Origin of the sequence: Clostridium phoceensis, from assembly GCF_001244495.1 — a bacterium.
Classification (GTDB): Bacteria; Bacillota; Clostridia; order Oscillospirales; family Oscillospiraceae; genus Lawsonibacter; species Lawsonibacter asaccharolyticus.
On sequence record NZ_LN866274.1, the window covers coordinates 1,398,213 to 1,411,468 of the forward strand.

Here is a 13,256-nt window from a genome sequence, read left to right on the forward strand (position 1 = left end):
CGCCGGCGAGACGCCGGTAAACAGTCCCATGCCCGGCAATATTTTTAAGGTGGAGTGCAAGCCCGGCCAGGCAGTGAAGGCGGGCGATGTACTGGTGGTGCTGGAGGCCATGAAGATGGAGATCGAGGTCTCTGCCCCGGTGGACGGCACCGTCAAGTCTGTATCCGCCACAGTGGGCACCGCCGTCAATACCGATGACCTGCTGGTAGTCCTGGGCTGACAACAGAAATTCAGAGGATAAGCAACGACTCCCCGCCAGCCAGTTCCGGCTGGCGGGGAGCCTTTCTGACCGCCCGGGCAGGGGAAGAGAAGCACTGCGGCCCTCTCACACACTTTTAAGGAAGTCTTAATGGAAATCACCTTGAAAAGGCAGAGGGAACATGGTAAACTGAATCATCTGAACAGGCCGGATGGAAGAGGAGGAGTGACCGCATGAAAGGGATCGTATTGGCCGCAGGGAAAGGCACCCGTCTGTATCCCATGACCAAGCCGGTTTGCAAGCCGCTGCTTCCCGTGTACGACAAGCCCCTGATCTACTACCCCATCGCGATTCTGATGCAGGCTGGGATCTCAGAGATTCTGGTGATCGTCCCCCCTAACGAGACCGCCACCTTCACCGCCCTGCTGGGGGACGGGAGCCAGTACGGGCTGAAGATCTCCTACGCAGAGCAGCCGGTGCCCCGGGGGATCGCGGACGCCCTGCTCATTGGGCAGGAGTTCGTGGGGGACGACCGGGTCTGTCTGGTGCTGGGGGACAACATTTTCTACGCCCCCACCTTGGGAGCCACCCTGAAAAAGGCTGCGGCCAGTCCCGCGGCCGCCACAGTGTTCGGCTACTACGTGGAGGACCCCCGCCCCTTTGGCGTGGTGGAGTTCGACAAGAATGGAAAGGCCATTTCCATTGAAGAGAAGCCCCGCTACCCCAAGTCCAACTATATCGTGCCCGGTCTCTACTTCTATGATCAGCAGGTGATGGAGATCGCCCGAGCCCTGAAGCCCTCCGCCCGGGGAGAGCTGGAGATCACCGATGTGAATCTGGAGTATCTCAGCCGAGGGCAGCTCCAGGTGATACCGCTGGAAAAAAATTTTACCTGGCTGGACGCCGGCACGGCGGACAGTCTGCTGGCGGCGGCCCAGACAATCAAGGAGATCCAGGACACCACCGGCCGCTATGTAGGCTGCCTGGAGGAGCTGGGTTTCTATGAGGGCTGGATCTCGGAGGAGCAGGTCCACGCCATCGGGGACGAGCTGGAGATGACCCTCTACGGCAAGTATCTGAAGTGCCTGTGAACGCCTCTATCGGGCCCCGGCGGGAGATGTCCCGCCGGGGTTTTCCTGTGTGCCGCCCTGGGCCAGACAGGTGCGGCGCAGCTCCTCCACCTCTCCGGACGTGAGGGAGGCGCCATCCAGCGTCAGCAGGGCGGCGAGGAGCTCCTGAGGTGGATACCCCGATGTACCCGCTCCGTATGTGAAGGCATCCACTGCCCGCTTGTTCTCTGTGAGACCCATGTCTACCCCTCCTTCCTTTTCCAAATGGCGGGGCTGCGCTTCAAGTGTCCCCACATAAAATGATAGGGGATTTTGTCGAAACATACAATACCAACAAAGTGGATTTTGGAGTATCATAGTGGAGAGGGCGGGTGGCTGTCCTGATCCGCCTGTCTCCCCATTAGAAGGAGAGGCGGAGGTGAGGAATTAAGACTTTGATATTGCCATTTGTCTGATTTTATGGCAAAATGAAATCCTGCAAAGCGGTTTTTGCAGAATGACGGGAGCAGACGGAAAGGAGGCTGGTTTCATGAGGCGGCTGCGGCGGAGAATGACCGCTGTGCTCACAGCGCTTCTCCTGTTGACCCTGCTGATTCCCTGGGGTCTGGCGGAGCCGGCCCCTGGGCCCCACCAGACCACGGTGCTCTTTACCCATGATCTCCACTCCCACTTCCTGCCCTTGGAGAGGGCGGACGGCGGGGAGTCCGGAGGCTATGCCCGGCTGGCCTCCGCACTGGAGCAGCAGCGGGCCCTCCACCCGGATGCTCTTACCCTGGACGGGGGAGACTTCTCCATCGGCTCTCTGGTCCAGACCCTCTACACCACCCGGGCGGCGGAGCTGCGGACCATGGGCGCTCTGGGTTATGACGCCACGACTGCGGGCAACCATGAGTTTGACCACACTGGCCTGGGCTTTGCCCAGATGCTCACGGCGGCCTACACCAGCGGAGATCCGCTTCCGGCCCTGCTCATGGCCAACTACGCCCCATCGGCCGGTGGTCCTGACCAGCTGGACATCCAGCGGGCCATGTCGGCCTACGGCGTGACCGACACGCTGCTGCTGGAGCGGGGCGGGGTCACCTACGGCATTTTCGGCCTGATGGGCACCGACTCGGACGACTGCGCCCCCACTTCGGGCTTCACGCTGGAGGACCCGGTGCAGGCGGCCCAGCGCTGCGTGGACAGCCTGGAGGAGCAGGGTGCGCAGTTTATCATCGCGCTGTCCCACAGCGGGACCGACGAGCGGGAGCGGAAGTCGGAGGACCAGCAGCTGGCCAGGGAGGTGGAGGGGATCGACCTGATCCTCTCTGGCCATACCCACACCACCCTCACCCAGCCCATTGTGGAGGGGGATACCTATATCGTCTCCGCCGGGCCCTACTGCGAGAATCTGGGGAGCATCACTCTGGAGTGGTCGGAGGACGGAAGCAAGACCCTGGTGGACTACCAGCTGATCCCTATCGACCAGACCCTGCCGGAGGACCAGGAGATCGCCTCCCTGGTGGAGGAGTGGAAGGCCCAGGTGGGGGTGGATTATCTGGCCCGCTACCACCTGACCTATGACCAGGTGCTGGCCCGGGCGGACTTCTCCCTGACGCGGCCGGAGGCGGGCGTCCAGCAGGGAAATCCCCTGGGGGAGCTGGTGGCGGACGCCTTCCTCTGGGCGGCGCGGGAGCTGGCAGCGGAGGACCCAGGGGTGCCCACGGTGGCAGTCACTGCCGACGGCGTACTGCGGGCCGATCTGCCTGCGGGGGATATCACCGTCTCCCAGGCCTTTGATGTGCTCTCCATGGGAGTGGGGGAGGATGGGACCTCTGGTTTTCCACTGGTGACCTGCTACCTCACCGGGAAGGAGCTGCGGGCGGCGGCAGAGGTGGACGCCTCGGTGACCCCTATCATGCCGGCGGCCCAGCTGTACATGTCGGGGATGGTGTACACCTTCAACCCCCACCGGATGTTTTTCAACCGGGTGACCTCCTGCTGGCTGGAGGAGCCCTCCTTCGCCACCGGCCTGTTGGAGCGTGAGATGTCCCGGATCAAGGACGACCAGCTCTACCGGGTGGTGACCGGGATGTACTCCGCCCAGATGCTGGGCACGGTGAAGGAGAAGTCCCTGGGGCTGCTGTCTCTGGAGCCCAAGGACGAGAACGGAGTGCCCATCACCGATTTTGCCACCCGGGTGCTCCGGGACGGGAACGGCAGCGAGATCAAGGAGTGGTATGCCCTGGCCGCCTACCTTCAGTCCTTCGGGGATGAAGGGGTGCCCGAGCGGTACGGCATGCCGAAGGGGGACGGGCGCAAGTCGGTGGACCGCAGCTGGAACCCCATCGAGCTGCTCCGCTCCCCCAACTGGATCACCCTGGTCACGCTGCTGGCGGCGGCGGCGGTCCTGGCGGCNCTGACCCCGGAGATCGGGCAGATCTCGGTGGAGGCGCCGCTGATCGCCGCCAAAGCCAAGGCGGGCCAGTTCATCATCCTGCGGGTGGACGAGGCGGGGGAGCGTATCCCCCTGACCATCTCCAGCGCCCAGGACGGAAAGGTCACTGTGGTCTATCAGAAGGTGGGGGGCACCACCTTGGCCCTGGACCAGCTGCAGGAGGGGGACTGCCTCCACGACTTTGTGGGCCCCCTGGGCACCCCCACCCACGTGGAGGGCTACCGCCGGGTGGCGGTGCTGGGCGGAGGCCTGGGCTGTGCCATCGCCCTTCCGGTGGCCAAGGCCATGAAGGAGGCCGGGGCCCAGGTGGACCTGATCGGCGGCTTCCGCTCCAAGGACATCGTGATCCTGGAGGAGGAGATGGGACGGGCGGCCACCGACTTGTACATATGCACGGACGACGGCAGCTACGGTTACCACGGCTTTGTCACCGGCAAGCTGGAGGAACTGATCCAGGGCGGGGCCCAGTATGACCATGTGGTGGCCATCGGCCCCCTGATGATGATGAAATTTGCCTGCAAGCTCACCGAGAAGTACCACATCCCCACCACGGTGAGCATGAACCCCATCATGATCGACGGCACCGGCATGTGCGGGTGCTGCCGGGTGACGGTGGGGGGCGAGGTGAAATTCGCCTGTGTGGACGGCCCGGACTTTGACGGGCATCAGGTGGACTTTGACGAGGTGATCGCCCGCAACGCCACCTATCGGGAATTTGAGGCGCGGCGGAAGCAGGACCACCTGTGCCGCCTGGGAGGAGGTGCCATGAATGGCTAACATGCAGCTGACCAAGACCCCCATGGCGGAGCAGGACCCCCAGGTCCGGAACCAGAACTTCCTGGAGGTGGCCCAGGGCTACACCCTCGAGGAGGCCATGAACGAGGCCAAGCGGTGCATCCACTGCAAGAACCCGGCCTGCGTGTCTGGCTGCCCGGTGGGCATCCCCATCCCGGAATTTTTGGATCAGGTGGCCCAGGGGAACATCGCTGCCGCCTATGAGATCCTGTCCAACGCCAACGCCCTGCCCGCCATCTCCGGCCGGGTGTGCCCCCAGGAAAATCAGTGCGAGGGCAAGTGTGTCCGGGGCATCAAGGGGGAGCCGGTGGCCATCGGGCGGGTGGAGCGGTTCGTAGCTGACTGGGCCGCCCAGCAGGGAGTGGCTAACACGGCCACCGCCCCCAAGAACGGCAGAAAGGTGGCGGTCATCGGCTCCGGCCCGGCCGGCCTGACCTGCGCCGGCGAGCTGGCTCGGATGGGATACAGCGTTACGGTGTTCGAGGCGTTCCACCTGCCCGGCGGCGTACTGACCTACGGCATCCCCGAGTTCCGTCTCCCCAAGGCCATCGTGGCCCGGGAGGTGGCCAACCTGGAGAAGATGGGGGTGGAGATCCAGCTGAACATGGTCATCGGCAAGGTGCTGACCATCCCCGAGCTGTTCCACATGGGCTATGAGTCCGTGTTCATCGGCTCCGGCGCCGGGCTGCCCATGTTCATGAAGATCCCCGGTGAGTCCCTGGTGGGGGTGTACTCCGCCAACGAATACCTCACCCGCATCAACCTGATGAAGGCCTATCAGCCGGACAGCGAGACTCCCATCCTCCACAACCGCAAGGTGGCGGTGGTGGGCGGCGGCAACGTGGCCATGGACGCCGCCCGCCGCGCCAAGCGCCTGGGGGCAGAGGGCCACATCGTTNCGGACAGCGAGACTCCCATCCTCCACAACCGCAAGGTGGCGGTGGTGGGCGGCGGCAACGTGGCCATGGACGCCGCCCGCTGCGCCAAGCGCCTGGGGGCAGAGGTCCACATCGTTTACCGCCGCTCTGACGCGGAGCTGCCTGCCCGGGCGGAGGAGGTCCACCACGCCCGGGAGGAGGGCATCATTTTCGACCTGCTCACCAACCCTGTCTCTATCCAGGGGGATGAGAAGGGGCATGTGGAGTCCATCACCTGCATCCGGATGGAGCTGGGAGAGCCGGACGCCTCCGGCCGCCGCAGCCCGGTGCCCATCCAGGGCAGTGAGTTCACCATGGAGGCGGACGCCGTCATCATGGCCCTGGGGACCAGTCCAAACCCCATGAGCTACGGCGGAACTCCCGGTCTGGAGCGCACCCGGAAGGGCTGCGTGGCCGCGGACGAGGCGGGACACACCTCGGTGGAGGGGGTCTTTGCCGGCGGCGACGCCGCCACCGGCGCCGCCACTGTCATCCTGGCCATGGGGGCCGGCAAGCACGCCGCAAAGGCCATCGACGAGTATTTGAAGAGCAAGAAATAAGACAAAGGGCTCCGCACAAGCTGCGGGGCCCTTACTGTAAAAGTCCTGTTTTTGGGGCTGCTTCTGCGGTAGGATGGAAAAAGGAGGGGAAAGACATGCTTTATCTGAGGAGGTTCTCCCTGCCGGGGCAGGGGGCAGAGGCCAGCTTCCTGGCACGTGACAGCGAGAACAAACGGACCTGTTACGGCAGCCGCTACCCCTTCGGCATCTTTCTGTCCCGAAAGGTCCCTCCTCTGACCTTTGAGCCCATCACCATCCTGTGCGGCGGGAACGGCTGCGGCAAGACCACGGTGCTCAATCTGATGGCGGAGAAGTTGAAGCTGCGTCGCGGGACTGTGTTCAACCGGAGCTCCTTTTTTCAGCCCTATCTGGATCTCTGCGAGGCGGAGACGGCAGGGGCCTTCGGGGCGGCGGAGCTTGAGAACAGCCGGATCATCACCAGTGACGATGTGTTCGACGGCCTGCTGGATCTCCGATATATGAATGAGAACATCGAGCACAGGAGAAAGGAACTGCTGGAGGAATATGCGGATGCCCGGTACGCCCGTTTTCAGATGCGCTCTCTGGAGGACTATGACCGCCTGCGCCAGGTGGTGGAGGCCCAGCGCAAGACCGGCTCCCACTATGTGCGGGACCGGGTGATGAAGGATATCCCGGGCCGTTCCAACGGGGAGAGCGCATTCCTTTACTTCACTAGGGAGATCCAGGAGGGCGGGCTCTACCTGCTGGACGAGCCGGAAAACAGTCTGTCTGCCCGGATCCAGCTGGAGCTGGCCCGCTTTCTAGAGGACTCCGCCCGCTTTTACCGCTGTCAATTCGTCATCTCCACCCATTCCCCCTTCCTGCTGGCCCTGCGGGGGGCGAAGATCTATGACCTGGACCAGGACCCGGTGGAGCCCTGCCGCTGGACCCAGGTGCCCAGTGTCCGCACCTTTTACGAGTTCTTCCGCAGCCGCCGGGAGGAATTTGAGGATGAGAACGGCGCCCCGGACTGACCGGGGCGCCGTTTCATTTGTGGAGAAAGCCATACTGGGGGGAGCTCCGCCGCTTTTTCGCGCGTTTTTATGCCTGCTCCGGGTGTTTCTCCAGCCAGGAGACAGCATAGGTGCAGGTGGCGGCGGGGGTGCCGCCGTTTTTGCGGATCTGCTCCAGGGCGGCCCGGACCAGCTTATCCGCCATCCCCTGCCCCCGGAGGGAGGGGTCCACAAAGGTGTGGTCGATGGTATAGATCCCGGGCTGAGTGCAGGGGAATGTGATCTCAGCCACCAGACGGCCCCCGCCGTCCAGCCCGTAGACCCGGGTAGGCTCAAATTGCAGCTCCATGTTTATCACCTCGTGCCCAGTGTAGCACACAGGTGGAGAAAAAGCCAGAAAAATCCTGCTCTGAGGAAAAGAGCCCCCAGAGCGGGGGCATCAGCTCTTGGGCTTGGACTTGAAGAGCAGCGCCACCAGGAAGCCGAAGAAGATGGCGGCGGTGATGCCGCCCGCCGCTGCGGTGACACCCCCGGTGAGGGCCCCCAGGAAGCCCTGCTCCTCCACTGCCTTGCGCACCCCCTTGGCCAGCAGATAGCCGAAACCGGTGAGGGGGACGGTGGCTCCGCTCCCGGCCCAGTCCACCAGCTTCTGGTAGACGCCCGCGCCGCCCAGGACCACGCCGGTGACCACATAGAGGACCAGGATCTTGGCCGGGGTGAGAGGCGTCTTGTCGATGAGAAGCTGTCCGATCAGGCACAGGATGCCGCCGCAGAGAAACGCGTTGAAATATTCCATATCAGTGACCTCTTTTCTTGGACATGACGGGATCATTTGACAGCGGAGATGGCGATGGCGTGGCAGATACCGGGCACCGACTCTCCCTGAAAGGCGGAGGTGGGGGAGTGGAGGGCGCCGGTGGGGCAGAAAAGGATATTCTTCCAGCGGCCCTCCCGCATCCCGTTGAGCAGATAGCCGGTGAGCACCGAGGCGGAGCAGCCGCAGCCAGAGCCGCCGCAGTGGACGTCCTGATTTTCCAGATCGAAGATCATCAGACCGCAGTCGTTGTGGTTGGTGGACAGGTCCACCCCGTCCTGCCGGAACAGCTCCAGCAGCAGCTCACGCCCCAGCTTGCCCAGGTCGCCGGTGACGATCAGGTCGTAGTAGTCCGGCCCCCGGCCGGTATCCTGAAAGTGGGCGGTGAGGGTGGCATAGGCCGCCGGGGCCATGGCGGCCCCCATGTTGTTGGTGTCGGTGATCCCCTTGTCGGTGATCTTGCCCAGGGTACAGTGGGTGACGTAGGGACCGGGCCCCTCCCGGGCCAGGATGGCGGCCCCGGCGCCGGTCACCGTCCACTGGGCGGTGGGGGTGCGCTGGCCTCCGTACTCCAGGGGGGTGCGGTACTGCCGCTCCGCCGTACAGAAGTGGGAGGAGACCACCACCGCCGCCCACTCCCCAAAGCCGCCGTCCAAGGTCATGGAGGCCAGGGCCAGACCCTCCCCCATGGTGGAGCAGGCCCCGTAGAGCCCCAAAAAGGGGATGTCCTGCCCCCGGGCGGCGAAGGAGGAGCCGATGCACTGGTTGAGCAGGTCGCCGGCAAAGAGCCAGTCCATGGCGGAGGCAGCCTGGCCGGCCTTGTCCAGCGCCAGGGCGAGGGCCTGCTTCTGCATGGCGCTCTCCGACTTCTCCCAGGTGGCCTCCCCAAAGGTGTCATCAGAGCCGATGAGGTCGAAGGAGCTGGCCAGAGGGCCCTCCCCTTCCTTCTTGCCCACTACATTGGCGTGTCCGGCCAGGGTGGGCGGGTTGGCAAGGGCCACCGTTTGACGGCCCAGTTTTTTTGTTGTCATGGCGTCAAGGACCTCCGTGCTGTTGAAAATCAGAGGTAGCTTGCCCCAAGAATGAAAAAATATGAAAAAAGGCGCATGTCCCGTCCGACAAAATACGGCGGACGGGACATGCGCAGCAGCTGGTGGAAAAACTTTTTTAGAGGGTGACCTCTCCGGCCAGGTTGGAGTCGAAGATATCGCGGACCTGCGCCGGGTCCTCGGTCTGGCCCAGGGCCCACATGAGCTTGGTCACCGCGGCTTCCGTGGTCATGTCGCGGCCGGGGATTACCCCGCACTCCAGCAGGCGCTGGCCTACCTCGTAGATGGACAGGTCGCTGGACTCATAGAGGCACTGGCTGCACGCCACCACCGACACCCCGTGGGCAGTGAGCTCGCCCAGCCGGTCCAGCAGGTTCCGGCGGAGAAAGTGCATCCCGCCGGCGCCGAAGGTCTCCAGGACGATGCCCCGGTAGTGCATGTCCATCAGCATGGAGAAGACCGCCGGGTTGGTGCCGGGGATCAGCTTGAGCAGAAAGACGTCGGGGCACAGCCGATCCAGCAGCCGGGTGGGGCGGCTGGGGTCGCCGGGGCGGATGGCGCTCTCGTTGCGGTGGATGCCGTTGGCGAAAACTTCCCCCAGATAGGGGGCATTGACGCTCTCGAAAGCCTCAAAGCCCATGGTGCGCACCTTCACTGCCCGGCAGCCCCGGATCAGCTTGTGGTCAAAGGCAATGGAGACGCCGGGGATGCGGCAGTCCACGGCGGAAAAGGCGGTATAGAGGTTGTTGCGGGCGTCGGTGAGCAGGTTGTCGATGGGCATCTGGGAGCCGGTGAGGACTACGGGTTTGGTGAGATTCTGGAGCATGTAGCTCAGCACCGAGGCGGTGTAAGCCATGGTATCAGTGCCGTGGGTGATGACGATGCCGTCATAGGCGTCCAGATTTTCCATCACCGCCCGGGCGATGGTCTGCCACTCCTCAGCCTGGATGTTGGAGCTGTCCAGGTTGAGGATGTCCCGGGCGTCGATGTGGTAGTGGGCGCGCAGGTCCGACATATATTCCAGCAGGCCCCGGGCAGAGATCTGGGGCTCCAGTCCCTGGTCGCCCCGGCGGGAGGCGATGGTGCCCCCGGTGGTGAGAAGCAGGACTCGGGTCATGGAAAACCTCCTTGCAGAAGAGATGGAAGGGTCAGGGGAGGGGGCGTAAGAACCGGACGAGGACCTCCGCCAGCGCTTCGGGGGCGTCTGTGTTCACCTCGTGCCCCGCACCGGGGATGAGGGCCAGCTCCCCCTGGGGCACCAGCCGGCAGAGCTGCCGGGCGGCTTTCTGGTTGGCATGGTCCCCCGTGCCGCAGACCGCCAGGACAGGACAGCGGAGCCGGGCCAGGCAGCCTCGGAAGTCCAGGGCCATCATGGAGCGGGACAGGCGCATCGTATCCGCCTTGCTCAGCCCGCTGGCGGAAAACATGGACCCGGGCATCAGGCGGAACATGGCGTTTTGGAGCCGGAGCAGGCCCTTGGGCATGACGAACTGGGTGCCGATCAGGACCAGGGCCCCAACCCGGTCCGAATGCTCGATCCCGTATTGCAGAGCCAGGACCCCGCCCAGGGACAGACCGCACAGGGTGAGGGGGGCGGGAAGGGCGCCGCAGTACCGTGAGAAGGCCTGATAGAGATTTTCATAACAGACCTCCTTTCCCCGAATCAGACCGAAGAGATCGGGACAGAGGCCGCCTGACTCCTGCCCCAGCACGCGGAGCACCGACTCCCAGCTGGCCGGGGTTTGGCCCAAGCCATGGAGATAGACAACAGACATGGGATCGCCTCCTGGCCCTCCCGGACCGGTAGAGGAGCGGCCGGAAGAGAGTAAGATCGGACCGGACAGGGCCCGTTTTTTCCATCATACGATATTTTTCACCCGCCATCAAGGGAGAATTCCGATTTTGTTCGGGGCTGGGGCACGGAAGAGAGCTGACTCGATCCGAGGCGCCCTTCTGGCCACAGCGATATTAAGCGGGGGACCTGAAAGCCTTTTTACTTTATCTGAAACGATAAAGGATAATTATTTTATGTTTATCATTAAAAAATAATTGACAAAAATATGTTGAGTGATATACTGTGTGTTAAGAAATGAAAGGGGCCCTTATTTATGAAAGAAAAAGCGTTGAAAAGATATGCTCATTTTATCTCCATACTTCTTAACATCGTCTGCATTGTTTTCGGCGTATTAAGTGTATCATTATTTGCAGGGATCGTGGTTATCGTTTGTGCCCGGCTTTTTTTGCCGGAAATGTTCCGCCAGGCATGGGAAACTGCTGTTAAGGCAGGACAAACTCTTAGCTTTGGACAATGCGCATTCTTTTTCATTTGCTGTCTTGGAATGCTCATCTGTATCTTTTTAGCCCTGTATAACGCCAAAAGATTGTTTGGATGTATCGGCAAAGGAAATTCTCCTTTTACAGCTGAAACAGCCAGTCAGATACGGAAAATAGCATTGTATGTCCTGGTGTTTGCTGTTTTTTCTGCATTCTCTGTCTTTAAAATGGCATTTTCACAATTCTTCATGAGTGGTTTGTTTGCCCTCGTTCTGTTTTGTATCTCCCTTATTTTTGACTATGGATGTGAGTTGCAGCAAGAGGTGGATGAAACGCTGTAAAGGAGATATGATATGGCAATAATTTTAAGGCTTGATAGAATGATGGCAGATAGAAAAATAAGCCTAAACGAACTATCTGAAAAGGTCGGCATCGCAAATGTCAACTTATCTAAAATCAAAACAGGTAAAGTAAGTGCTATCCGCTTTTCTACACTGAATTCCATTTGCAAAGCACTGGATTGTCAGCCAGGGGATATATTAGAATATCAGAAAGATATGGAAGAATAGAATTTCTGTTTTTTTATGATATTTTTCTGCTTTGTCCAGTGTGTAGTGAAATTGACGGAGTTGAAAAAGAGGAAAAAATTGATATAATAAAAAATCAGAGATCCTGCGTCCGGCGAAAACGGCCCATCGGGGGCGGAGGCTGGACTGCCACAGAAAGGAAATTCGTTATGTCGGTTGAAGAGCCAAAGCGTACCCTGGCTTATATCTGCCCCGCCTGCCGTCAGTCGGTCATTGTGGAGCGGGACCTGTTTTCCCTGGCTGCCGCCACGGCCCATATCAAATGCCCCTGCGGCAGATCGGAGCTGCGGGTGGAATTTGTGGACGACCATGTGGACCTGGAGGTGCCCTGCCTGTTCTGCGGCCGGGAACACCGGGTGAGCTGCTCCACCCACGCCTTCCTGCACCAGAAGGCCCTGGCCTTCTCCTGCGCGGCCTCCGGCCTGGACTGCTGCTACGTGGGGGAGGAGGGCCCTGTCTTTGCCGCTACGGCCCGGCTGGAGCGGGCGGCCGATAAGCTGAAGGAGGAGCAGGCGGCCGAGGAGAAAGCCGCGTTCCTGGACGAGATCGTCATGCACGAGGTGCTCTCCGAGGTGAAGGACATCGCGGCCCGGGGAGGTGTCTCCTGCGCCTGCGGCTCCAGGGAATGGAAGCTGAAGGTGAATTACAGCTCCATCGACCTCATCTGCGCCCAGTGCGGCGCCCAGATGCGCATCCCGGCCGCTACGGCGGACGACATCGACGACATCTGCTGTAAAAATACCATATTGATCCGGGGAAAGAAGTGAAACGGCATGGGACAGTTTTTTGAATATGAGATGACGGTGGACAGCCGGGATGTGGACGGCTGGGGCCGGTGCCGGCCCTCCGCCGTGCTGGGCTATCTCCAGGAGGCGGCCACCCTGGCCGCGGAGGACGGGGGCTTCGGGCGGGAGAAGACCCTGGAGTACCACGCTTTCTGGATGCTGGCCCGGATCTGGTTCCGTCTGGACCGCCCCCTGCGGTGGGAGGAGAAGGTGACGGTGCGCACCTGGCACCGGGGCAGTAAGACGGCGCTGATGTACCGCGATTTTGACCTGCTGGCGGGCGGCGTCCCAGTGGGCGAGGCGGTGTCCGCCTGGGTGCTGGCTGGTGTGGAGGACCGGAAGCTGCTCCGCCTGTCCCAGATGCGGGAGCTGGAGGGGACCGAGGGCGGCGGGCTGTGCAAGCAGCTGACCCTCTCCAAGCTGCGCATGCCTGGAGAGATGGAGGAGCGGGACCGCCGGAGGATGGGGTACAGCGACACCGACATCAACGGCCATGTGAACAACACCCGCTACGCCGACTTCGTATGCGATGCCCTGCGGCTGGAGGGCCTGCCCCGCAGCCGCTTTCTGAGCGACCTCCAGATCGGATACACCGCAGAGAGCCGGGCAGGTGATGTGCTGACTCTGGAGGTGGGAGAACAGGGGGGGCAGCACTTTGTGAAGGGTGTAGACGAGGCGGGCAAAACTCACTTTGAAGCGGCCGCGAAATTTGGAGAAGAGATTCATTGACAAGCCCGCGAGGCGGGGGGTACAATAGAAAAAATATGATCCTCAAATCCCAACATCATTCCTTGC

15 protein-coding genes and 1 pseudogene are annotated in these 13,256 nt (G+C 61.9%); 10 read left to right on the forward strand and 6 right to left on the reverse strand.

Features of this window, described 5'->3' with window-relative positions:
- Both BN1969_RS17890 and rfbA read left to right on the forward strand, forming a co-directional pair.
- On the forward strand, window positions 1-220 hold a 220-nt coding region (locus BN1969_RS17890), incomplete at its 5' end, for a biotin/lipoyl-containing protein (protein ID WP_147577159.1).
- 212 nt (window positions 221-432) lie between these two features.
- Window positions 433-1,290 carry a glucose-1-phosphate thymidylyltransferase RfbA gene (rfbA, locus tag BN1969_RS07590; protein ID WP_050623746.1) on the forward strand — a complete coding sequence of 286 codons (858 nt, stop codon included), beginning with the start codon at window positions 433-435 and terminating at the stop codon, window positions 1,288-1,290.
- Window positions 1,291-1,296: 6 nt separating this feature from the next.
- Here the strand turns inward: rfbA and BN1969_RS07595 are convergent, their stop codons facing one another.
- A complete protein-coding gene (locus tag BN1969_RS07595; protein WP_050623747.1) occupies window positions 1,297-1,509 on the reverse strand; it encodes a hypothetical protein in 213 nt (70 codons plus the stop codon).
- A 310-nt stretch (window positions 1,510-1,819) separates the two neighbouring features.
- On the opposite strand from BN1969_RS07595, the pseudogene BN1969_RS07600 reads away from it, so the two are divergent.
- The 4 genes and pseudogenes from BN1969_RS07600 to BN1969_RS07610 all read left to right on the forward strand — a co-directional run.
- Window positions 1,820-3,343 (forward strand): annotated as a pseudogene (locus tag BN1969_RS07600) (bifunctional metallophosphatase/5'-nucleotidase); the annotation flags it as partial.
- 297 nt (window positions 3,344-3,640) lie between these two features.
- A complete protein-coding gene (locus BN1969_RS18540) occupies window positions 3,641-4,483 on the forward strand; it encodes a sulfide/dihydroorotate dehydrogenase-like FAD/NAD-binding protein (RefSeq protein ID WP_242850388.1) in 843 nt (280 codons plus the stop codon).
- Window positions 4,476-5,978: an FAD-dependent oxidoreductase gene (locus tag BN1969_RS07605; RefSeq protein WP_050623749.1), complete on the forward strand. Its 1,503-nt coding sequence runs from the start codon at window positions 4,476-4,478 to the stop codon at window positions 5,976-5,978. Before BN1969_RS18540 ends, BN1969_RS07605 begins: the two co-directional genes overlap by 8 nt.
- 95 nt (window positions 5,979-6,073) lie before the next feature.
- A complete protein-coding gene (locus BN1969_RS07610; protein WP_050623750.1) occupies window positions 6,074-6,973 on the forward strand; it encodes an AAA family ATPase in 900 nt (299 codons plus the stop codon).
- A gap of 67 nt (window positions 6,974-7,040) precedes the next feature.
- On the opposite strand, the gene BN1969_RS07615 is transcribed toward BN1969_RS07610, so the two are convergent.
- From BN1969_RS07615 to BN1969_RS07635, 5 genes are all read right to left on the reverse strand, one after another.
- Window positions 7,041-7,301: a GNAT family N-acetyltransferase gene (locus BN1969_RS07615; RefSeq protein WP_050623751.1), complete on the reverse strand. Its 261-nt coding sequence runs from the start codon at window positions 7,299-7,301 to the stop codon at window positions 7,041-7,043.
- 90 nt (window positions 7,302-7,391) lie between these two features.
- Window positions 7,392-7,748: a stage V sporulation protein AE gene (gene spoVAE / locus BN1969_RS07620; protein WP_050623752.1), complete on the reverse strand. Its 357-nt coding sequence runs from the start codon at window positions 7,746-7,748 to the stop codon at window positions 7,392-7,394.
- A 32-nt stretch (window positions 7,749-7,780) separates the two neighbouring features.
- A complete protein-coding gene (gene spoVAD / locus BN1969_RS07625; protein ID WP_050623753.1) occupies window positions 7,781-8,797 on the reverse strand; it encodes a stage V sporulation protein AD in 1,017 nt (338 codons plus the stop codon).
- A 136-nt stretch (window positions 8,798-8,933) separates the two neighbouring features.
- Window positions 8,934-9,932: an asparaginase gene (locus BN1969_RS07630; RefSeq protein WP_050623754.1), complete on the reverse strand. Its 999-nt coding sequence runs from the start codon at window positions 9,930-9,932 to the stop codon at window positions 8,934-8,936.
- 31 nt (window positions 9,933-9,963) lie between these two features.
- Window positions 9,964-10,590, reverse strand: coding sequence for an alpha/beta fold hydrolase (locus BN1969_RS07635; RefSeq protein WP_050623755.1), 627 nt, complete (start codon window positions 10,588-10,590; stop codon window positions 9,964-9,966).
- A gap of 333 nt (window positions 10,591-10,923) precedes the next feature.
- Between BN1969_RS07635 and BN1969_RS07645 the strand changes: the two genes are divergently transcribed.
- From BN1969_RS07645 to BN1969_RS07660, 4 genes are all read left to right on the forward strand, one after another.
- The gene (locus tag BN1969_RS07645) at window positions 10,924-11,430 is read left to right on the forward strand and encodes a DUF2975 domain-containing protein (protein ID WP_050623757.1); all 507 of its coding nucleotides are present in this window, start codon (window positions 10,924-10,926) and stop codon (window positions 11,428-11,430) included.
- 12 nt (window positions 11,431-11,442) lie between these two features.
- A complete protein-coding gene (locus BN1969_RS07650) occupies window positions 11,443-11,658 on the forward strand; it encodes a helix-turn-helix domain-containing protein (RefSeq protein ID WP_050623758.1) in 216 nt (71 codons plus the stop codon).
- Window positions 11,659-11,825: 167 nt separating this feature from the next.
- Complete coding sequence (locus BN1969_RS07655) at window positions 11,826-12,443, forward strand: hypothetical protein (protein WP_050623759.1); 618 nt, start codon at window positions 11,826-11,828, stop codon at window positions 12,441-12,443.
- A gap of 6 nt (window positions 12,444-12,449) precedes the next feature.
- Complete coding sequence (locus BN1969_RS07660; RefSeq protein ID WP_050623760.1) at window positions 12,450-13,190, forward strand: acyl-[acyl-carrier-protein] thioesterase; 741 nt, start codon at window positions 12,450-12,452, stop codon at window positions 13,188-13,190.
- Window positions 13,191-13,256 lie beyond the last annotated feature (66 nt).